Annotated in this window: 18 protein-coding genes; 12 read left to right on the top strand and 6 right to left on the bottom strand. The window is 61.2% G+C overall.

What is annotated here, in order from left to right; genetic code table 11:
* The first annotated feature begins 10 nt into the window (after nucleotides 1-10).
* The 9 genes from pilW (at nucleotide 11) to AC07W4_RS01255 (ending at nucleotide 9,821) form a co-directional block, all read left to right on the top strand.
* Nucleotides 11-769 (top strand): type IV pilus biogenesis/stability protein PilW, encoded by a 759-nt coding sequence (gene pilW, locus AC07W4_RS01295; protein WP_495031223.1) that lies wholly within the window; start codon nucleotides 11-13, stop codon nucleotides 767-769.
* Nucleotides 769-1,815 carry a RodZ domain-containing protein gene (locus AC07W4_RS01290; protein WP_495031222.1) on the top strand — a complete coding sequence of 349 codons (1,047 nt, stop codon included), beginning with the start codon at nucleotides 769-771 and terminating at the stop codon, nucleotides 1,813-1,815. The genes pilW and AC07W4_RS01290 overlap by 1 nt, the downstream gene beginning before the upstream one ends.
* A gap of 3 nt (nucleotides 1,816-1,818) precedes the next feature.
* Nucleotides 1,819-2,928, top strand: a complete 1,110-nt coding sequence (ispG, locus tag AC07W4_RS01285; protein ID WP_003185136.1) for a flavodoxin-dependent (E)-4-hydroxy-3-methylbut-2-enyl-diphosphate synthase — start codon at nucleotides 1,819-1,821, stop codon at nucleotides 2,926-2,928.
* A gap of 38 nt (nucleotides 2,929-2,966) precedes the next feature.
* On the top strand, nucleotides 2,967-4,256 hold the full coding sequence (gene hisS / locus AC07W4_RS01280) for a histidine--tRNA ligase (protein ID WP_008053247.1): 1,290 nt from the start codon (nucleotides 2,967-2,969) through the stop codon (nucleotides 4,254-4,256).
* 41 nt (nucleotides 4,257-4,297) lie between these two features.
* A complete protein-coding gene (locus AC07W4_RS01275; RefSeq protein WP_008053246.1) occupies nucleotides 4,298-4,939 on the top strand; it encodes a tetratricopeptide repeat protein in 642 nt (213 codons plus the stop codon).
* Entirely contained in the window at nucleotides 4,932-6,083 is a 1,152-nt protein-coding gene (gene bamB / locus AC07W4_RS01270) for an outer membrane protein assembly factor BamB (RefSeq protein WP_032829872.1), read from the top strand. Before AC07W4_RS01275 ends, bamB begins: the two co-directional genes overlap by 8 nt.
* Nucleotides 6,084-6,301: 218 nt before the next feature.
* Nucleotides 6,302-7,771, top strand: coding sequence for a ribosome biogenesis GTPase Der (der, locus tag AC07W4_RS01265; RefSeq protein WP_008053244.1), 1,470 nt, complete (start codon nucleotides 6,302-6,304; stop codon nucleotides 7,769-7,771).
* A gap of 122 nt (nucleotides 7,772-7,893) precedes the next feature.
* The gene (locus AC07W4_RS01260) at nucleotides 7,894-9,042 is read left to right on the top strand and encodes a pyridoxal phosphate-dependent aminotransferase (RefSeq protein WP_495031221.1); all 1,149 of its coding nucleotides are present in this window, start codon (nucleotides 7,894-7,896) and stop codon (nucleotides 9,040-9,042) included.
* Nucleotides 9,030-9,821, top strand: coding sequence for an amidohydrolase (locus AC07W4_RS01255; protein ID WP_495031220.1), 792 nt, complete (start codon nucleotides 9,030-9,032; stop codon nucleotides 9,819-9,821). Before AC07W4_RS01260 ends, AC07W4_RS01255 begins: the two co-directional genes overlap by 13 nt.
* 201 nt (nucleotides 9,822-10,022) lie before the next feature.
* On the opposite strand, the gene leuA is transcribed toward AC07W4_RS01255, so the two are convergent.
* The 3 genes from leuA to xseA form a co-directional block, all read right to left on the bottom strand.
* Nucleotides 10,023-11,702, bottom strand: a complete 1,680-nt coding sequence (gene leuA / locus AC07W4_RS01250; protein ID WP_495031219.1) for a 2-isopropylmalate synthase — start codon at nucleotides 11,700-11,702, stop codon at nucleotides 10,023-10,025.
* Nucleotides 11,703-12,165: 463 nt separating this feature from the next.
* Nucleotides 12,166-12,987, bottom strand: coding sequence for a M23 family metallopeptidase (locus AC07W4_RS01245; RefSeq protein WP_008053237.1), 822 nt, complete (start codon nucleotides 12,985-12,987; stop codon nucleotides 12,166-12,168).
* A 3-nt stretch (nucleotides 12,988-12,990) separates the two neighbouring features.
* A complete protein-coding gene (gene xseA, locus AC07W4_RS01240; RefSeq protein ID WP_008053235.1) occupies nucleotides 12,991-14,370 on the bottom strand; it encodes an exodeoxyribonuclease VII large subunit in 1,380 nt (459 codons plus the stop codon).
* Nucleotides 14,371-14,570: 200 nt separating this feature from the next.
* On the opposite strand from xseA, the gene AC07W4_RS01235 reads away from it, so the two are divergent.
* Nucleotides 14,571-15,338 carry a sulfite exporter TauE/SafE family protein gene (locus AC07W4_RS01235; RefSeq protein WP_495031218.1) on the top strand — a complete coding sequence of 256 codons (768 nt, stop codon included), beginning with the start codon at nucleotides 14,571-14,573 and terminating at the stop codon, nucleotides 15,336-15,338.
* A gap of 52 nt (nucleotides 15,339-15,390) precedes the next feature.
* Here AC07W4_RS01235 and AC07W4_RS01230 read toward each other — a convergent pair whose 3' ends face one another.
* Genes AC07W4_RS01230 through AC07W4_RS01220 form a run of 3 tightly spaced genes read right to left on the bottom strand, consistent with a single transcriptional unit; the run spans nucleotide 15,391 to nucleotide 17,786 of the window.
* Nucleotides 15,391-15,798: a hypothetical protein gene (locus AC07W4_RS01230; RefSeq protein ID WP_008053228.1), complete on the bottom strand. Its 408-nt coding sequence runs from the start codon at nucleotides 15,796-15,798 to the stop codon at nucleotides 15,391-15,393.
* An 8-nt stretch (nucleotides 15,799-15,806) separates the two neighbouring features.
* Nucleotides 15,807-16,235, bottom strand: coding sequence for a DNA polymerase III subunit chi (locus AC07W4_RS01225; RefSeq protein ID WP_095945770.1), 429 nt, complete (start codon nucleotides 16,233-16,235; stop codon nucleotides 15,807-15,809).
* 60 nt (nucleotides 16,236-16,295) lie between these two features.
* Nucleotides 16,296-17,786, bottom strand: a complete 1,491-nt coding sequence (locus AC07W4_RS01220) for a leucyl aminopeptidase (RefSeq protein WP_495031301.1) — start codon at nucleotides 17,784-17,786, stop codon at nucleotides 16,296-16,298.
* A 303-nt stretch (nucleotides 17,787-18,089) separates the two neighbouring features.
* Here AC07W4_RS01220 and lptF point away from each other — a divergent pair, with 303 nt between their 5' ends.
* Complete coding sequence (lptF, locus tag AC07W4_RS01215; RefSeq protein ID WP_495031217.1) at nucleotides 18,090-19,208, top strand: LPS export ABC transporter permease LptF; 1,119 nt, start codon at nucleotides 18,090-18,092, stop codon at nucleotides 19,206-19,208.
* Nucleotides 19,201-20,262 carry an LPS export ABC transporter permease LptG gene (gene lptG, locus AC07W4_RS01210; protein ID WP_495031216.1) on the top strand — a complete coding sequence of 354 codons (1,062 nt, stop codon included), beginning with the start codon at nucleotides 19,201-19,203 and terminating at the stop codon, nucleotides 20,260-20,262. Before lptF ends, lptG begins: the two co-directional genes overlap by 8 nt.
* Nucleotides 20,263-20,312: the final 50 nt, after the last annotated feature.

The following is a 20,312-nucleotide window of genomic DNA, read 5'->3' as shown; positions in this document are numbered from 1 at the left end:
GAGGATCTCTATGTCCCTGCGCTTTGCGCTGCTTTTGCTGTTGGCCAGCCTGTGTGCTGGCTGCGTGCTTTCGGGCGATTACAACCCGATGAAGACCAGCAAGGGCCGTGATGAAGCGCGTGAGGCCTATGTGCAACTCGGTATCGGGTATTTGCAGCAAGGCATGACCGAGCGGGCCAAGGTTCCGCTGAAGAAAGCGCTGGAGCTGGATGGCTCCGACCCGGATGCCAATGCGGCGCTGGGGCTGGTGTTCCAGGCCGAGATGGAACCGGAACTTGCCGACGAGCATTTTCGCAAGGCGCTGGCTTCCCGTCCCGCCGATGCACGAATCCTCAATAACTACGGCAGTTTTTTGTTCGAGCAGAAACGTTACAAGGAAGCCTACGAGCGCTTTGAACAAGCCGCTGCAGATTCCCTGTATCCTGAGCGTTCGCGGGTGTTCGAGAACCTGGGCATGACCGCTGCGATGCTCGGTCAGCGGGATCTGGCCCAACAGCAACTGGAAAAAGCCCTGCGCCTGAATCGCCAACAACCACGTGCATTGCTGGAAATGGCTGAGTTGTCTTACGAAGACAGGCATTATGTGCCCGCGCGTGACTATTACGACCGTTTTAGCCAGCTCTCCGAACAAAATGCACGTAGTCTATTGCTCGGCGTTCGGCTGGCAAAAGTGTTCGACGACCGCGACAAGGCCGCAAGTGCAGGCCTGCAACTAAAAAGACTCTATCCCGGTACGCCGGAATATCAGCAATACCTGTCGGAGCAATGATGAAAGCGGCGCATCCCGAAGTTGTAGCAGCGAATCGCGTAAACCCCGGTGAGACTTTGCGCCAGGCCCGCGAAAGCAATGGCTGGTCGCTGGCCGAAGTGGCCCTCAAGCTCAACCTCACCACCACTTCCCTGAGCAATCTGGAAGCCGGCGCCTTCGACAAGCTGCCCGGGCATACTTTTGCCCGCGGTTACATTCGCGCCTATGCCAAATTGCTCGGCATGGACCAGGCCGTTCTGGTCCAGCAATTCGATCAGTCCACCGGTACCGATTCCCAGGGCAGCAATGTCCACAGCCTGGGTCGTATCGAAGAGCCGGTCCGGGTTTCCCACACCATTTTGCGAATCGTCAGCCTGCTGTTGCTGGTCGCGGTGATCGGTGGCGGTTTCGTCTGGTGGCAGGATCAGACCTCGATGCGCACCAAGGACCTGATCGGTCTGGCACCAGAGCACGTTGAAGTCGAAGGTGCCGACGGTACGACACAGATTCATCCGCTGGACGAGCCGGAAGACCAGGCCGTCGCGGAAGGTCAGACTGACGGCGGAACCGCCCTTGCGCTGCCACAGGCCGACGTTCCGGCTGAAGCGCCAGAGCAGGCTCAGGCTCAATCGACTGCGCCAGCCACCCCGGCAGCGCCGACCACGCCAGCTGCACCCGCGCACACCACCGCGCCCGCTGTCGCAGCGCCGGTGGCCCCGGCAACTCCGGCTCCGGCAGCTCCAGTTGTTCCAGCCCCGGTTACGACTGCACCGGTAGCCCCTGTTGCTCCTGCTCCTGCTCCAGCGCAAGCCGCGCCAGTGGCCGGTCAAGGCCAGGTTCAGGTGCAGTTCACCTCCGATTGCTGGACACAAGTGACCGACGGTAGCGGCAAGGTGCTGTTCAGCGGTCTCAAACGCAAAGGCGACAGCCTGGCAGTCAATGGCAAACCACCGTTCGCCGTGCGTCTGGGCTTTGCCCGCGGCGCTCAGGTCAGCTACAACGGCCAGCCGGTTGATGTCGCTCCGTTCACCAGTGGCGAGACTGCTCGCCTGAAGTTGGGTCAATAAGTCATGCACGGCGAATCTCCAATCAAACGTCGCGAATCCCGCAAGATCTGGGTCGGTAACGTGCCTGTTGGCGGCGATGCGCCTATCGCTGTGCAGAGCATGACCAACAGCGACACCAACGATGTCGCGGCCACGGTCGCGCAAATCAATCGCCTGGAAGCGGCCGGCGTCGATATCGTGCGGGTTTCCGTACCGGACATGGACGCCGCCGAAGCCTTCGGCAAGATCAAGCAGCTGGTCAAGGTGCCCCTGGTTGCCGACATTCACTTCGACTACCGCATCGCCTTGCGCGTAGCTGAACTGGGTGTCGATTGCCTGCGGATCAACCCGGGCAATATCGGTCGCGAAGACCGTGTGCGCGCGGTGGTCGATGCCGCCCGTGACCGCGGGATCCCGATCCGTATCGGCGTGAACGCCGGTTCCCTGGAAAAAGACCTGCAAAAGAAATACGGCGAGCCGACGCCGGCGGCGCTGGTCGAGTCTGCCTTGCGCCACGTCGAGCACCTTGAACGCCTGAACTTCCAGGACTTCAAGGTCAGCGTGAAAGCCTCCGACGTGTTCATGGCCGTCGAAGCCTACCGCCTGCTGGCCAAGGAAATCGTCCAGCCGCTGCACCTGGGCATCACCGAAGCCGGTGGTTTGCGTTCCGGCACGGTGAAATCTGCCGTGGGCCTCGGTATGCTGCTCGCCGAAGGGATTGGCGATACTATCCGCATCTCGTTGGCGGCCGACCCGGTCGAGGAAGTGAAAGTCGGCTACGACATTCTCAAATCCCTGCACCTGCGTTCCCGTGGCATCAACTTCATCGCCTGCCCGAGCTGCTCGCGGCAGAACTTCGATGTGGTCAAGACCATGAACGAGCTGGAAGGGCGCCTCGAGGATTTGCTGGTGCCGCTGGATGTCGCGGTGATCGGTTGCGTGGTCAACGGCCCGGGCGAAGCCAAGGAAGCCCATATCGGCTTGACCGGCGGCACGCCGAACCTGATTTACATCGACGGCAAGCCGTCGCAGAAGCTGACGAATGACAATCTGGTGGATGAGCTTGAGCGCTTGATCCGGCAGAAGGCGGCCGAAAAGGTCGAAGCTGACGCTGCCGTTATTGCGCGCGGCTAAGCCTGGCTAAAAAGAGCCGAACGAATTAAGGAATTTAAGTGAGCAAGTCTCTGCAAGCCATTCGTGGCATGAACGATATCCTGCCCGAACAGACTCCCCTGTGGCGTCATTTCGAAGGCACCGTTTCGCGCCTGCTGGATAACTACGGTTACAAGCAGATCCGCATGCCGATCGTCGAGTTCACCGAACTGTTCAAGCGTTCCATCGGTGAAGTGACCGACATCGTCGAAAAAGAGATGTACACCTTCGACGACCGCAACGGCGACTCCCTGACCCTGCGCCCCGAAGGCACGGCGGCCTGTGTGCGCGCGGTGCTGGAACACGGCATCACCGGCGGCGGCCAGGTTCAGAAACTCTGGTACATCGGCCCGATGTTCCGCCACGAGCGTCCGCAGAAAGGTCGTTATCGCCAGTTTCACCAGATCGGTGTCGAAGTATTCAACCTCGACGGCCCGGACATCGACGCCGAACTGATCGTGCTGACCTGGCGCCTGTGGGGCGAACTGGGCATCCGCGATGCGGTCAAGCTCGAGCTCAACAGCCTGGGCACCAGCGAATCCCGTGGTCGTTATCGCGAAGCTCTGGTCGAGTTCCTGTCCCGGCATCTGGACAAACTGGACGAAGACAGCCAGCGCCGCCTGAAGACCAACCCGTTGCGGGTCCTGGACACCAAGAACGCCGAGACACAGGCGATTCTGGTCGATGCGCCGAAAATGGCCGATTACCTCGACGAAGAATCCCGCGTGCACTTCGAAGGCCTCAAGGCTCGCCTGGACGCCGCCGGCATTCCCTACGTGATCAACCCGAAACTGGTTCGCGGGCTGGATTACTACAGCAAGACCGTTTTCGAATGGGTCACCGACAAACTCGGCGCCCAGGGCACCGTATGTGCCGGTGGCCGTTACGACGGCCTGGTGGAGCAGATGGGCGGCAAACCGACCGCCGGCGTTGGCTTTGCCATGGGCATCGAGCGACTGGTGCTGTTGCTGGAAACCCTGGAGCAGATCCCGCAAGAGATCTCCCGTCAGGTCGACGTCTACCTCTGCGCCTTCGGTGAAGCCGCCGAACTGGCTGGCCTGACCCTGGCGGAGCGGGTTCGCGACCAGTTGCCCAACCTGCGCCTGCAAGTGAATGCCGGCGCCGGCAGTTTCAAAAGCCAGTTCAAGAAGGCCGACAAGAGCGGTGCGCTGTACGCGCTGATCCTCGGTGACGACGAAATGGCCCAGCAAGTGGTAGGTTTCAAACCCCTGCGTGGCCAGGGCGAACAACAAAGCATTGCCTGGGATGCGCTTGCTGCACACCTGGCCACCTGCGTCGTGCAGGGTTGAAGCTGTCTAAACAGCCGAATTAGCGATTAAGGAGTATTGGGGTGTCGAGTACCGAAGACGAACATTTGATGGAATTGAAGGAATGGTGGTCACGCAACGGTAAGCCCCTGGTCACTGGCGGCCTGTTGGCGCTGGTCATCGTGTTCGGCTGGCAGGCGTTCCACAAGTATCAGAGCAATCAGTCGCAAGGCGCCTCGATTCTCTATCAGCAATTGCTCGAAACCACGCTGACGCCTGACGGCAAGCCTGATGCGGCCCGTGTTTCGGACCTGGCCGGCAAGCTCAATAGCGAGTTCGGCGGCAGCGCCTACGCGCAGTACGGCAGCCTGTTCGTGGCCAAGGTTGCGGTCGACAGCGGCAAGCTGGACGACGCGGCCAGCGAGCTCAAAGCCATTGTCGCCAAACCGGCCAACCCGGCGCTGGGCGAAATCGCCCGTCAGCGTCTGGCCCAGGTACTCGGCGCGCAGAACAAGGCCGACGAAGCGCTGAAGCTTCTCGAAGGCGATGCCGACAAGGCATTCCTGGCCACTCGCGAAGAGCTCAAGGGCGACCTGCTGGTGCAGTTGGGTCGTACCGACGAGGCGAGCGCGGCGTATCAAAAAGCCAAGGCGGCACTGTCGGATGAAGCGGCGGTCGGTGGCCTGCAAATCAAGCTGGACGACCTGGCCAAAGGGGATGCGTGACGTGATTCGTTGGAAACATGCAGCATTGCTGGCCCTGGCCATTTTGGCCGCGGGTTGCAGCAGCAACAGCAAAAAAGAATTGCCACCAGCCGAGTTGACCGACTTCAAAGAAGAAGTGGTTCTGCACAAGCAATGGAGTCGTTCGATCGGTGACGGTCAGGGCGAAACCTACAACATGCTGGTTCCGGCCATCGATGGCGATACCATCTATGCCGCCGACGTCACTGGCGTGTTGATGGCGATGGACCGCAACACCGGCGATGTCAAATGGAAGAAAGACCTCGAACTGCCTGTCTCCGGCGCCGTTGGTGTCGGTTACGGTCTGGTCACCATCGGTACGATCAAGGGCGAAATCGTTGCCCTGGACGCCATCAACGGTGAAGAAAAGTGGCGCGCTCGCGTGTCCAGCGAAGTACTGGCGCCGCCAGCCAACAACGGTGACGTCGTGGTGGTTCAGACCCAGGATGATCGTCTGATCGGCCTGGATGCTTCCACCGGTAACCGTCGCTGGATCTATGACAGCACGCCTGCGGTACTGACCCTGCGTGGTACCAGTGCGCCGATCGTGACCAACCGCCTCGCGGTGGCTGGCCTGTCGACCGGTAAAGTGGTTGCCGTGGACATCTCCAACGGCGTACCGGTGTGGGAACAGCGCGTAGCGATCCCGCAAGGTCGTTCGGAGCTGGAGCGCGTGGTCGATATCGACGGTGGCTTGCTGCTGTCGGGCGAGACGCTGTATGTCGCCAGCTATCAGGGTCGCGTTGCCGCTCTGGACTTGCAAAGCGGCCGTCAGCTCTGGCAGCGTGATGCTTCCAGCTATGCCGGTGTCGCCCAGGGTTTCGGTACCGTGTATGTGAGCCTGTCTTCGGGCACCGTTGAAGGCGTCGACGAGCGTTCCACCACAGCCTTGTGGAGCAACGACTCGCTGGCCCGCCGTCAACTGTCGGCTCCGGAAGTGTTCTCCAGCTACGTTGCAATCGGTGACCTGGAAGGTTACCTGCACCTGCTGAGTCAGGTGGACGGTCGTTTCGTCGGCCGCGAGCGCATCGACAGCGACGGCCTGCGTGCCCGTCCGCTGGTGGTGGGTGACACGATTTATGTGTATGGCAACAGCGGCAAACTGGAAGCCCTGACCATCAAGTAAAGGTTTGACTATGCTTGGGGTTAACCACCCCAGGCTGCTTCACTTGTGGGAGCGGGCTTGCTCGCGAAGGGCGTCAACGATGACGCGTACAGCCTGGATAAACACGGTGCTGTTACGGTTTTTTGCGAGCAAGCCCGCTCCCACAGTGTTGCCCCGAGCACCAGCCGCTGCCTCGCAGCGGCTTTTGTATTTTCTGAAATAACGAAGTGGAGAGCCGCATGGTTCCCGTAATCGCCCTGGTGGGCCGACCGAACGTCGGCAAGTCCACCTTGTTCAACCGCCTGACCAGGACTCGTGACGCCATCGTCGGCGACTTGTCCGGTCTGACCCGTGATCGCCAGTACGGTGAGGCCAAGTGGCAAGGGCGTTCCTACATTCTGATCGACACCGGCGGTATCTCCGGTGACGAGCACGGTATGGACGAAAAGATGGCCGAGCAATCGCTGCTGGCCATCGAAGAAGCAGATGTCGTTCTGTTCCTGGTAGATGCCAAGGCCGGTTTCACCGCCGCCGACCAGATGATCGCCGAGCATTTGCGCAAGCGTAACAAGCGTTCCCACGTGGTGGCCAACAAGGTCGACAACATCGACCCGGAAATGGCCCGCGCCGAATTCGCCCCGTTGGGCATGGGCCATGCGATCCCGATCGCCGGTGCCCACGGCCGTGGTATTACCCAGTTGCTGGAAATCGCCCTGAGTGACTTCCCGAAAGACGACGACGAGCTGGAAGAAGGCGAGGAAGAAGACGTCGCCGAAGGCGAGGAAGCCAAGCGCATTCCTGGCCCAAGCGAAAAAGACGGGATCAAGATCGCGATCATCGGCCGTCCGAACGTCGGCAAGTCGACCCTGGTCAACCGCATGCTCGGGGAGGACCGGGTAATCGTCTACGACCAACCCGGCACCACCCGCGACAGTATCTACATCCCGTTCGAGCGTAACGACGAGAAGTACACGCTGATCGACACCGCCGGTGTGCGCAAGCGCGGCAAGATCCACGAAGAAGTCGAAAAGTTCTCCGTGGTCAAAACCCTGCAGGCGATCAAAGACGCCAACGTGGTGATCTTCGTGATGGACGCCCGCGAAGGCGTGGTGGACCACGACCTCAACCTGCTGGGCTTTGCCCTCGAGGCCGGTCGTGCATTGGTCATCGCGATCAACAAGTGGGACGGCATGACGCCAAGCGAGCGCGACTTCGTCAAGATCGAGTTGCAGCGTCGTCTGTTCTTCGTCGAGTTTGCCGATATTCACTTTATTTCGGCACTGCACGGCACTGGCGTGGGCAACCTCTACGCGTCGGTACAGAACTCGTTCAAGTCCGCGGTTACCCGCTGGCCGACGAGCCGCCTGACCCAGATCCTGGAAGACGCAGTCAGCGAGCACCAGCCGCCGATGGTCAACAGTCGCCGGATCAAGCTGCGTTATGCCCACCTCGGTGGCGCGAACCCGCCGATCATCGTGATCCACGGTAACCAGATCGAGAAGGTGCCGAAGTCCTACGTGCGTTACCTGGAAAACACGTACCGCCGTGTGCTGAAGCTGGTCGGTACGCCGATCCGCATCGAGTTCAAGGGTGGCGAGAACCCGTACGAAGGCAACAAGAACACGCTCACCGACCGTCAGGTCAACAAGAAGCGTCGTTTGATGTCGCACCACAAGAAGGCCGACAAGAAGCGTCGCGACAAGCGCTGATTGAGGTTTTTCCCGTGGGATGGAAAGGGCGCCAATGGCGCCCTTTTTCATGCCTGCCGTTTGGGCTATCCTCGGATTCCCCCGCGCCGCCGTAGAGCCGGGTGTAGAGCAGGGAACCACCGATGATCACCAGCAAGCTGCCGAATGTCGGCATCACCATCTTCACGCAGATGTCTCAGCTCGCGGCACAGACCGGCGCGCTCAATCTGTCCCAGGGTTTTCCCGATTTCGCCGCCCCGCAGGCCCTGTGCGATGCGGTTGGCCGGCATATCGCCAGTGGCCATAACCAGTATTCGCCGATGACCGGGCTGCCGGTGTTGCGTCAGCAGATTGCGGTGAAGATCGCCCGCAACTATGGCACGCAGGTGGATGCGGATACTGAAGTGACGGTCACCCCAGGCGCGACTGAAGCGATTTTCTGTGCCATTCAGGCGGTTATCCACAGCGGTGACGAAGTCATCGTGTTTGACCCGGCGTACGACAGTTACGAACCTTCGGTGGAACTGGCCGGCGGTCGTTGCGTGCACGTACAACTGGGCTTGAACGATTTCAGTATCGACTTCGAGAAGCTTGCCCAGGCACTGAGCCCGCGCACGCGGATGATCATTCTCAACACCCCGCACAACCCCAGCGGCGCATTGATCAGCCGTGCCGAACTCGACCAGTTGGCAGCCTTGATCCGCGATCGCGACATCTATGTGATCAGCGACGAAGTCTACGAACACCTGGTGTATGACGGTGTGCCTCACGTCAGCGTGCTGAATCATGAAGAGCTGTATCAGCGTGCCTTCGTGGTCAGCTCGTTCGGCAAGACCTACCACGTCACCGGCTGGAAAACCGGCTACGTGGTCGCGCCACCGGCCCTCACGGCGGAGTTGCGCAAGGTGCACCAATACGTCAGTTTCTGCGGCGTGACCCCGCTGCAATACGCCTTGGCCGATTACATGGCCGAGCATCCCGAGCATGTCGAGGAGCTGCCGGGTTTCTATCAGGCCAAGCGCGATTTGTTCTGCGATCTGCTGGCGCCGTCGCGATTCAGTTTCACCCGGGTGACCGGCACCTATTTCCAGTTGGTCGATTACTCGCAGATCCGCCCTGACCTCAATGACGTCGAGATGGCCCTGTGGATGACTCGCGAGCATGGCGTGGCCAGTATCCCGATCTCGGTGTTCTACCAGACGCCACCGGTCGGCCAACGCCTGGTGCGGCTGTGCTTTGCCAAGCGTGAGGAGACCCTGCGTGAAGCAGCGGAAAAACTATGCGTGATCTGAGTGCATTGCCGAAACTGACCGTTGCGCTGATCCAGACCTCTCTGGTCTGGCACGACCGCCAGGCCAACTTCGAGCATTTCGAGCCATTGCTGGAACAGGCTCGCGGAGCGGACCTGATCATTCTGCCGGAGATGTTCACCACCGGGTTCTCCATGGAATCCGAGACCCTCGCCGAAGCGGAAAACGGCCCCACCAGCAAGTGGCTGCGGGTTCAGGCGGCAAAGCTTGATGCGGTGATCACTGGCAGCGTGATCGTCCAGGCCGCCGACGGCAGTCATCGCAATCGCCTGCTGTGGGCACGCCCGGATGGCGAGGTGCTGCATTACGACAAGCGTCACCTGTTCCGCATGGCCGGTGAGCATAACCACTACACCCCTGGCGAGCGCCAAGTGCAGTTCGAGCTCAAGGGCTGGCGAGTGCGGCCGCTGATCTGCTACGACCTGCGCTTCCCGGTGTGGAGCCGTGACGCCCAGGACACGGATCTGTTGCTGTACACCGCCAACTGGCCAGGTGCGCGGCGCCAGCACTGGAACCGCTTGTTGCCTGCGCGGGCGATCGAGAACCTGTGCTATGTGGTGGCGGTGAACCGCATCGGGACTGATGGCAAGGGCTTTGCCTATACCGGTGACAGCCAGGTGCTGGATTTCCAGGGTGAGACGTTGCTCAGTGCCGCAGAGGCTGACGGGGTGTTCAAGGTGGTGCTGGATGCGGCAGAGCTGGCGGCGTACCGGCAGCGGTTTCCGGCGAATCTGGATGCCGATACTTTTGAGTTCACCTGAGGTTTTCGCTGCCTGACAGGACCTCTTCGCGGGCAAGCCCGCTCCCACAGTTGACCGTTGCGAACACAAATTTTGTGTGCGCCCACATACCCTGTGGGAGCGGGCTTGCCCGCGAAGGGGCCGGTTCAGACAACAAAAATGGCAGGCAAACAAAAAGGCCCCGAGGTTCACACCCCGGGGCCTTTTGCATTTCAGCGATGGTTACGCCGCTTTCGCTTCCGGTTGGCTCAGTGAACGGTTCAGTGCGCTGAACAGGGCCTTGAAGCTGGCGGTGGTGATGTTTTCGTCGATGCCGACGCCATGCACCGCACGTTCACCGTTCACACGCAGTTCAATGTAGGCCGCAGCCTTGGCATTGGTGCCCGCGCCGATGGCGTGCTCGTTGTAGTCCATGATTTCCACCGGTACCGGCAGGCCGGCCACCAGTGCTTCCAGGGCGCCATTGCCCTTGCCGCGCCAGTGCAGGTTGGTTTCGCCCTGACCTTTGCTGGCCACTTCCACTTCAACGGCACTGTGACCGTTTTCTTCCTGCAGGCGATGGCTGACCAGCGCGTACGGGGTGTTGGCCTGCAAGTACTCGCTGTGCAGCAGGGCGTGGATCTGCTGGGCGGTCATTTCCAGGCCCAGGCGGTCGGTTTCACGCTGCACGACCTGGCTGAATTCGATCTGCATGCGACGCGGCAGGCTGATGCCGTACTCCTGCTCCAGGAGGTAGGCGATGCCGCCCTTGCCCGACTGGCTGTTGACGCGGATGACCGCCTCGTAGCTGCGGCCGATGTCGGCCGGGTCGATCGGCAGGTACGGTACTTCCCAGAGTGCATCGGATTTCTGCTGGGCAAAGCCTTTGCGGATCGCATCCTGGTGCGAGCCGGAGAATGCGGTATGCACCAGGTCGCCGACGTACGGGTGACGCGGGTGCACCTGGATCTGGTTGCACTCTTCGACGACTTTGCGCACGCCGTCGATGTCGGAGAAGTCCAGCTCAGGGTTCACGCCCTGGGTGTAGAGGTTCAAGGCCACGGTCACGAGGTCGACGTTACCGGTACGCTCGCCGTTGCCGAACAGGCAGCCTTCGACGCGGTCGGCGCCGGCCATCAGGCCCAGCTCGGTGGCGGCAACGCCGGTGCCACGGTCGTTGTGGGTGTGCAGGCTGATGATCACGCTGTCACGACGGTTGATGTGACGGCCGAACCATTCGATCTGGTCGGCATAGATGTTCGGGGTCGCGCATTCCACTGTGGCCGGCAGGTTGAGGATCATCTTGTGCTCGGGCGTCGGGTTCCAGACCTCGATCACCGCATCGCAGACTTCCTTGGCGAACTCCATTTCGGTGGCGCTGAAGGTTTCCGGCGAGTATTCGAAGGTCCACTCGGTGTCCGGCTGCATGGCCGCGTATTTGACGAACAGCTTGGCGGCGTTCACGGCGATGGCCTTGACCCCGTCCTTGTCCTGGTTGAAGACAATGCGGCGGAAGGAAGGGGAGGTCGCGTTGTACAGGTGAACGATGGCTTTCTTCGCACCGCGCAGGGATTCGAAGGTGCGCTCGATCAGGTCTTCACGGCCCTGGGTCAGCACCTGGATGGTGGTGTCGTCAGGGATGTGGTTGCCTTCGATCAGGGTGCGGACGAAGTCGAAGTCGGTTTGCGAGGCGGCCGGGAACGACGCTTCGATTTCCTTCACGCCGACCTGCACCAGTGTTTTCCAGAAGCGCAGCTTCTTGACGGCGTCCATCGGCTCGATCAGCGACTGGTTGCCGTCGCGCAGGTCTGAACTGCACCAGATCGGCGCGGCGGTGATGGTTTTCGACGGCCAGGTGCGGTCTGGAATGTCGATGGTCGGGAACGCGCGGTATTTCGAAGACGGGTCTTTGAGCATGCTCATCGGGAAATCCTTATTGTGTGGGCCGAAAAAAGGCGGCCTGCCGGTGGATCAAAAGTTCTTGGACTGACGCTTGGGACGAGGCACCACGATTCAGCCCGGCAGTCGTGCGCTGACGAGGCACAGGCTGCGGTGCTGGCGGAGCTGAATGAGGGTGTGAGAGGTTTTCATGCCCTCAACCCTAACCTTGGGGGGGAAGGTTGGCAAGCAGTCGAAAAAAATTGAGAGGAATACTCGTGAGCGGGTGTTTATCGAGATTTTATTGCTTCAAATGGTTGCGATGATCTTGTTTTTTGCACGAGGTTTGAGCGGTGCGCAATTGAGTGAAGCACGATTTCAGGGGGCGGCCTTGGGTTTTCTGGTGACTGGAATGCCGCCTTCGCGGGCAAGCCCGCTCCCACAGGTACAGCGCAATATCTGTGGGAGCGGGCTTGCCCGCGAAGGGGCCAGAAGCCTCGGCGAAGATTCAGGGCTGAAACGCACCAATGAAGATAGCCGGATCGACCCGCGCATCGTTCAGGCTGATGTTCCAGTGCATGTGCGGGCCGGTCGCGCGGCCGGTCGCGCCGACTTTGCCGACCACGTCACCACGGGCCAGTGGCTGCCCCACCTTCACATCGATTTTCGACATGTGGCAGAACATGCTGATAAAGCCTTGGCCATGGTCGACGAACACCGTGTTGCCATTGAAGAAGTAGTTGCCGATCAGGATCACCTTGCCGGCGGCCGGGGTCTTGATGGGCGTACCGCCGGGCACGGCGAAGTCCAGTCCGGAGTGGGGATTGCGCTCTTCACCGTTGAAAAAACGGCGTACGCCGAACTTGCTCGACAGTGGCCCGTTCACCGGTTTGTCCAGCAGCAGGTTGCTTGGGGTGTTGGGGCTGAACGTACGGTAGGCAGTAATCTGCTCGGCCAGTTCACGCTCGATGCGCTTGAGATTTTCCGGGTCCGGATTGACCTGTTGGGTGTTCTTCAGGGTGATGCGCTGTTCCGGGTATTTCTTGTTGCCAACCGTAAAACTCAGATTGCGACCGCCGCTGCTGACCGATTGAGCCCCCGGCTTGACCGTCAGCGGTACGCCGACAATGGCCAGCCAGTTGTTCTGTTCCTTGACCACCAGTACCGGTTTGCCTTGGTAAGTGGCTTTTGGCGCCTGGGCGGAGGTGCCCAGGTCCACCACGGCCACGCCGCCCGGCACCGGTTTGTTCAGCTGGCGGGTGATGTAGCTGTCGGCGTGTGCGTTGAAGGTCAGGAGCAGCAGCAACAACGGAGCAAAGAAACGCGGCATGGATCAATCCAGTAAAGAAAGGGTGACGGGCGTCAGGTGATTGTCTTCGACCCGTACTTGCAGTTCGCCTTCGCCCAGTTTGGCCTTCAGGCGTTGGCCGGTATGGGTTTGCGCGGCGTTGCGGATCGCGTTGCCGCGCTCGTCCAGCAAGATGCTGTAGCCGCGGCCGAGGGTCGCCAGCGGGCTGACTACATGCAATGTCTGCATCTGGCTGTGCAACTGCAGGCGACGGTTCTTCAGCCCTTCGCGGATGGCGCGCGGCAGGCGTTCGGCCAGGCTGTCGAGGCGCTGGCGCAACATTGCCAGTTGCCGGCCAGGATGTTGTGCGGCCAGACGGGTTTCCAGACGGATCAAGCGTTCGCGACGGGTGTTGAGGCTGCGCTCGAACGCGCGACGCATGCGCATGTCCAGGTCGTCCAGGCGTTGCGCTTGCTGGCGCAGGCGCTCGCCGGGATGACGCAGGCGACGAGAGATACCTTCCAGACGCAGGCGGTCGCGCATCAAACGGTCACGCATGCGCATCACCAGCCGGCGGTGCAGGCTCTCGACCCGACGCACCAGGTCGCTTGAGTCCGGTGCCAGCAGTTCGGCGGCGGCGGAGGGCGTCGGGGCGCGAACGTCGGCGACGAAATCACTGATCGACACGTCGGTTTCATGGCCGACCGCGCTGACAATCGGTGTCACGCAAGCGTCCACGGCGCGGGCCACGGCTTCTTCGTTGAAACACCAGAGATCTTCCAGCGAACCGCCGCCCCGGGCCAGGATCAGGGCGTCGAAACCCCGGGCATCCGCCAGTTTCAGGGCGCGGACAATCTGTGCGGTGGCTTCGCGGCCCTGTACGGCGGTGGGGATCAGCGTCAACTGCACCTGCGGTGCGCGACGGCGGAACACGCTGATGATGTCGCGGATCACCGCCCCGGTGGGCGAACTGATGATGCCGATGCGTTGCGGATGCGCCGGCAGCGGCACCTTGCGTTCGGCACTGAACAGGCCTTCGGCGCTGAGCTTTTCCTTGAGTGCATCGAAGGCCAGGCGCAAGGCGCCATCGCCAGCCGGCTCCACGGTGTCGAGGATCAGCTGATAATCACCGCGTCCCTCGAACAGCGAGACTTTGCCACGGACCTTGACCGCCAGGCCGTCCTTCAAGGCCTGGCGAACCCGTGCCGCGTTCTGCCGGAACAGCGCGCAACGCACCTGGGCGCCACTGTCCTTGAGGGTGAAATACACGTGGCCGGACGCCGGGCGGGCGAGGTTGGAGATTTCGCCTTCGACCCAGATGTTGCTGAACACGTCTTCGAGCAACACCCGCGCGCGGCCGTTGAGCTGGCTGACGGTCAGGACTTCGCGGTCAAGGCCGAGTCTTGCAAAGGGATCTTTAATCATGGGGCGCAGTTTAAAGGCATTCGGTGGTCAATCTCCATGTGTCGGCACAATTCCCTTGTGGAGCCGCTTGATGTGGGAGCGGGCTTGCTCGCGAAGAGGGTGTGTCAGCCACATTGATCCGGGATGTCAGTCCGCTTTCGCGAGCAAGCCCGCTCCCACAAAGGTAAAGTCACCGCCGGGTATTCAAGGAAGATACGTGAATGAATGTGTTCGAACTGTTGAACCAATGGCCCTTCGGCCCGCTGGACTGGCTGGTAATCGGTGCCGGCATCGCCCTGGCCTACATCGTGTTCGGCATCGCCGGCTTTGGCACCGCGCTGGTGGCGGGGCCGATTCTGATTCTGTTCATGCCACTGTCGAAAATCGTGCCCTTGCTGGTGCTGCTCGATTTTGTCGCGGCATTCGGCAATCTGTTGCCTTCGCGACGCAATGTGGCCAGGCCGGAGCTGTTGCGGTTACTGCCCTGCATGGCCGTGGGGTGCACGCTGGGGGTGATTTTCCTGCTGAACCTCAAGTCCGACCTGTTGCTGTTGTTGATGGGGTTGTTTATCAGCGCCTATGCCATTTACAGCCTGTGGATAAATGTCCGTCCGGCGCAGTTGTCCGCCGCGTGGGCGCTGCCGATGGGGACGGTGGGCGGAATGTTTGGCGCGTTGTTTGGCAGCGGCGGCTTTCTCTATGCGATCTATTTGAACAGCCGGCTGCCCAAGGAGGCGGCGCGGGCGACCCAGAGTGCGCTGATCAGTTGCAGTACGGTGGTGCGTCTGAGCCTGTTTGCCATCGCCGGTGTGTATGCCGATTTGCCGTTGCTGGTGCTGGCGGTTTGTCTGTTACCGGCGATGGTGCTGGGGCTGTGGTTCGGTCGACGGCTGACCATGCGCTTGTCCCGCGAAGCGTTCGTGCGGCTGGTGACGTGGCTGGTGCTGGCCAGCGGGGTTGCATTGATCGGGCGCTATCTCGGCACCTGAAGATTCAAGCTGTGGCGGGGGCTTTTTGTGGGAGCCCCCCAGTGCAAGTTGTTCAGTCGTTGTACTGGCTCAACAACCGCTCCAGTCGTGCACTGAGGCGGCGTTTGATTTCGGTCTCGATGTGCGGGGCGAAATCGTCGATCACGTCTTGCATGATCAACTGCGCGGCGGCGCGCAATTCACTGTCCAGGTGCAGCAAGTCATCCGGGTTCTTGCTGGCGGCAGGCGCCGGCGTCGCCGTGGTGACGGGGTCAACGATGGGGGCAGGGGTTGTCGCTACGACGGGGGGCGAAGGCTCGCTTACGGCGTCGAACAACATGGGAATCTGTTCCTGGTCACCTTCCTCGACCGTGTCGGTCAGCAGGGGCGGTTGCAGGTTGTCATCGCCGAGCAACTGGCGGATCGACTCAAGGTCGTCCAGCAGGTGCGCGGACTGTTGCAGCGGTTTTGGAGTGTCCATTGAAAGGCTCAGAGTCGCTGTAAACGGTGATCTTGCAGAGGATAGCCCTGTTCGCGGTAGAAACGGAAACTCTCCCGCGCGGCCGCTCTGATCGTCGGATCTTCCACCACCACTTCCGCCACTCGGGCGAACCTGTTGGCGAAGGCCGGGACTTTCAGGTCGAGATTGACCAGCAAATCCTGATGCTGACCGCAGTCATCGCCCAGCCCCAGGACAATCAAACCCTCAGGTTCGCTGTCGGCGGGGCCGTGGGGCACGAAGCTTTCGCCCTTGAACGCCCACAGCCGCGCATCAAGATCGTCACGCTGGGCCGCGTCACTGCAATGCAGGTAGATGCGGTGGCCCATGCGCCAGGCTTTCTCGGTGAGCTTGCAGGCAAAGTCCAGGCGTGCCGAAGGATCGGCGCTGGGCAGGATATAGAAGTCGACTTTGGTCATTGCGGTTCCAGAGCGGCAAGCGGCGTCACCGGGAAGTGACACCGCCGCCCTTCAGCGGTTTCAGGCTTTGGCGCGGTCCAGCAGGTATTGGGTCAGCAGGGGAACCGGACGGCCAGTGGCGCCCTTGTCCTTGCCGCCGCTGGTCCAGGCCGTGCCGGCGATGTCCAGGTGCGCCCAGTTCAGGTTCTTGGTGAAGCGCGACAGGAAGCAGGCTGCGGTGATGGTCCCGGCTTTCGGGCCGCCAATGTTGGCGATGTCGGCGAACGGGCTGTCCAGCTGTTCCTGGTACTCATCGAACAGCGGCAGTTGCCAGGCACGGTCGTCGGCGGCCTTGCCGGCGCTCAGCAGTTGATCGATCAGCTCGTCGTTGTTGCCCAGCAGGCCAGAAGTATGGGAACCCAGCGCAACTACGCAGGCACCGGTCAGGGTGGCGATGTCGATGACCGCTTGCGGCTTGAAGCGCTCGGAGTAGGTCAGGGCGTCGCACAGCACCAGACGGCCTTCGGCGTCGGTGTTGAGGATTTCCACGGTCTGGCCGCTCATGGTGGTGACGATGTCGCCCGGGCGCGAAGCGTTGCCGCTCGGCATGTTTTCGGCGCAGGCCAGGATGCACACCAGGTTGATCGGTAGCTTCAGTTCGAGCACGGCACGCAGGGTGCCGAACACGCTGGCGGCGCCGCCCATGTCGTACTTCATTTCATCCATGCCGGCGCCCGGCTTGAGGCTGATGCCGCCGGTGTCGAAGGTGATGCCCTTGCCGACTAGCGCGTACGGCTTCTCGGACTTCTTGCCGCCGTTGTATTGCATGACGATCAGGCGCGGAGGCTGGGCGCTGCCCTGGCCGACGGCGTAGAACGAGCCCATGCCCAGGGCCTTGATCTTCTTCTCGTCGAGGACTTCGACTTTGAGGTCCTTGAATTCTTTGCCGAGGTCTTTGGCCTGCTCACCGAGGAAGGTCGGGTGGCAGATGTTCGGCGGCAGATTGCCCAGGTTGCGGGTCAAAGCCATGCCGTTGGCGATGGCGGTGGCGTGGGTCACGGCGCGCTGTACTTCAGCCTGGGCAGCCTTGATGGTCAGCAGGGTGATTTTCTTCAGCGCGCGGGGTTCGGCTTTCTGGCTCTTGAACTGGTCGAAGCTGTACTCGCCGTCCACCAGGGTTTCGGCCAGCAGGCGGGATTTGCCATAGCTGTCGCGGCCTTTGACCACGACTTCGTCGAGGGCCAGCACTGCATCGCTGCCGCCCAGGCCTTTGAGGGTGTTGAGGATGCCGGCGATGATCTTGCGGAACGGGCGGTCACCCAGCTCGTCGTCCTTGCCCACACCCACCAGCAGCACGCGCTCGGCCTTGAGGTTCGGCAGGCTGTGCAGTAGCAGGCTCTGGCCGACCTTGCCGGCCAGGTCGCCGCGCTTGAGCACAGCGCTGATCGCGCCGCCGCTCAGTTCGTCGAGTTGTCGGGCAACAGCGCCGAGCTTGCGGCCTTCGCCGACGGAGACCACGAGAGTGGCGGTCTTCAACGTTTCGGGGTTGACGCTTTTTACAACCAGTTCCATGTCCGGGTCCCTGAATTGATGGTTATCACGCATGCGCCCGACACCTTATGTGCGTCGATTGCTTATAAACAGAAAGGCGCCAGGATCGACCGGCGACAAAGGCCGCAGTTTGAACCTCGCTACCGGCGGCTGACAACCCTCGGTTGTACGATTGTGGGAGTGAGCCCGGGATGCATTGCGCAGTGACAGGCGCACTCAATCACAGGATAATGCGCCATCTTTTTTCGGCGGCTCTGCCTTGCGGGCTGTCCGATACGTTTGCTTGTTTGGCCGCCTTAGCCTGACAACCCTGGAGTGTCTGGTTTGATCGTCTTCCGTTATCTATCCCGCGAAGTCCTGTTGACCTTGAGCGCCGTCAGTGCCGTGCTGCTGGTCATCATCATGAGCGGTCGCTTCATCAAATACCTCGCCCAGGCGGCTTCGGGCCTGCTGGATCCGGGTTCGTTGTTCCTGATCATGGGTTATCGCCTGCCGGGTTTCCTCCAGCTGATCCTGCCGCTGGGGCTGTTTCTCGGGATCCTGTTGTCCTACGGGCGCCTGTACCTCGAAAGCGAAATGACCGTGCTCTCGGCCACCGGCATGAGCCAGCAGCGGCTGGTTTGCATGACGCTGTTCCCGGCTACCCTGGTTGCGCTCATCGTGGCGTGGCTGAGCCTGAGCCTGGCGCCACAGGGGGCCAATCAGTTTCAGTTGCTGTTGAACAAGCAGGATGCCCTGACCGAATTCGATACCCTGGAGCCGGGGCGCTTCCAGGCTTTGCGTGACGGCACCCGGGTCACCTATACCGAGAGCATGTCCGATGACCGCGTCAATCTGGCGGGTGTGTTCATCTCGCAGAAAAACATCAGCTCCAATAACAAGGATCGCGGGATTTCCGTGCTGGTGGCGGAAAAGGGACGCCAGGAAATTCGTCCGGACGGCAACCGCTACCTGATCCTTGATAACGGCTATCGCTATGACGGTAGTCCGGGACAGGCCGACTATCGGGCGATCAAGTACGACGAGTACGGCGTATTGCTGCCAAAGCCGGACGTCAGCGACGAAGTCACCGACCGTGATGCGATGCCGACCAGTACGTTGATCGGCAGTGACGACATTCGCCTGCGCGCCGAACTGCAATGGCGCATGTCTCTGCCGTTGCTGGTGTTCATCGTGACCTTGATGGCGGTGCCGCTGGCGCGGGTCAATCCGCGTCAGGGCCGATTCCTCAAATTACTGCCGGCGATTCTTCTTTATATGGGTTACCTGACCATTCTGATTGCCGCCCGCGGTGCCCTCGACAAGGGCAAGATCCCCGCGGTGTTTGGCTTGTGGTGGGTGCACGGGATTTTCCTGTCCATCGGCCTGGGCTTGCTCTACTGGGAGCCCTTGCGCTTGAAGAGGGCGAGTCGCCGCAGCGCGCAGGAGGTGGCCCGTGGTTAAGCTGGATCGCTACATTGGTAGCAGTGTGTTCGTGGCGATCCTGGCGGTGCTCGGGATCATTCTCGGTCTGGCGACCCTGTTTGCCTTTATCGACGAGATGAGTGAAGTCAGCGATACCTACACCCTGGTCGATGCGCTGAGTTATGTGTTGTTGACCGCGCCGCGCCGGATGTACGAAATGCTGCCGATGGCTGCGCTGATCGGTTGCCTGATCGGTTTGGGCAGCCTGGCCAGCAACAGTGAGCTGACCATCATGCGCGCCGCCGGTGTATCGATCGGCCGGATCGTCTGGGCGGTCATGAAACCGATGCTGGTATTGATGCTGGCCGGTGTGCTGGTCGGCGAGTACGTCGCACCGCCCGCTGAAACCACAGCGCAGGCCAATCGCTCGCTGGCCCAGGGCAGCGGTGATGCACAAAGCGCCAAGCACGGCTTGTGGCACCGCCAGGGCGATGAGTTCATTCACGTCAACTCGGTACAACCCGACGGCATTCTGTATGGCGTGACCCGTTATCGCTTCGACAACGAACGGCACATGCTGTCGGCGAGCTTCGCCAAGCGTGCCGACTTCGTAAACGAGCACTGGGAATTGTCGGATGTCACGACCACGCTGTTCCACGAGCGCAGCACCGAAGTGGTTTCGACCCCGGTAGAGCGCTGGAACATTGCGTTGAGCCCGCAGTTGCTGAACACAGTGGTCATGGTGCCCGAGTCGCTGTCGATCAGCGGCTTGTGGAGTTACATCCACTATCTGGCGGACCAGGGGCTGAACAACGGCCGCTACTGGCTGGCATTTTGGGTCAAGGTTTTGCAGCCGGTGGTGACGGCCGCGCTGGTGTTGATGGCGATTTCCTTCATCTTTGGTCCGCTGCGTTCGGTGACCCTGGGTCAGCGGGTGTTCACCGGCGTTCTGGTGGGCTTCACCTTCCGCATCGTTCAGGATCTGCTGGGGCCTTCGAGCCAGGTATTCGGCTTCCCACCGTTGCTTTCGGTGCTGGTGCCGGCGGGTATTTGTGCTGTGGCGGGGCTCTGGCTGTTGCGTCGAGCAGGTTGATGGCGGGTTGATGGCGGGCATTTTCCGACCGCTTTGACGTTAGAAAACGC

This window comes from Pseudomonas sp. GW821-FHT02A08 (assembly GCF_059422045.1).
This window is presented reverse-complemented; position numbering and strand designations above follow the sequence as displayed.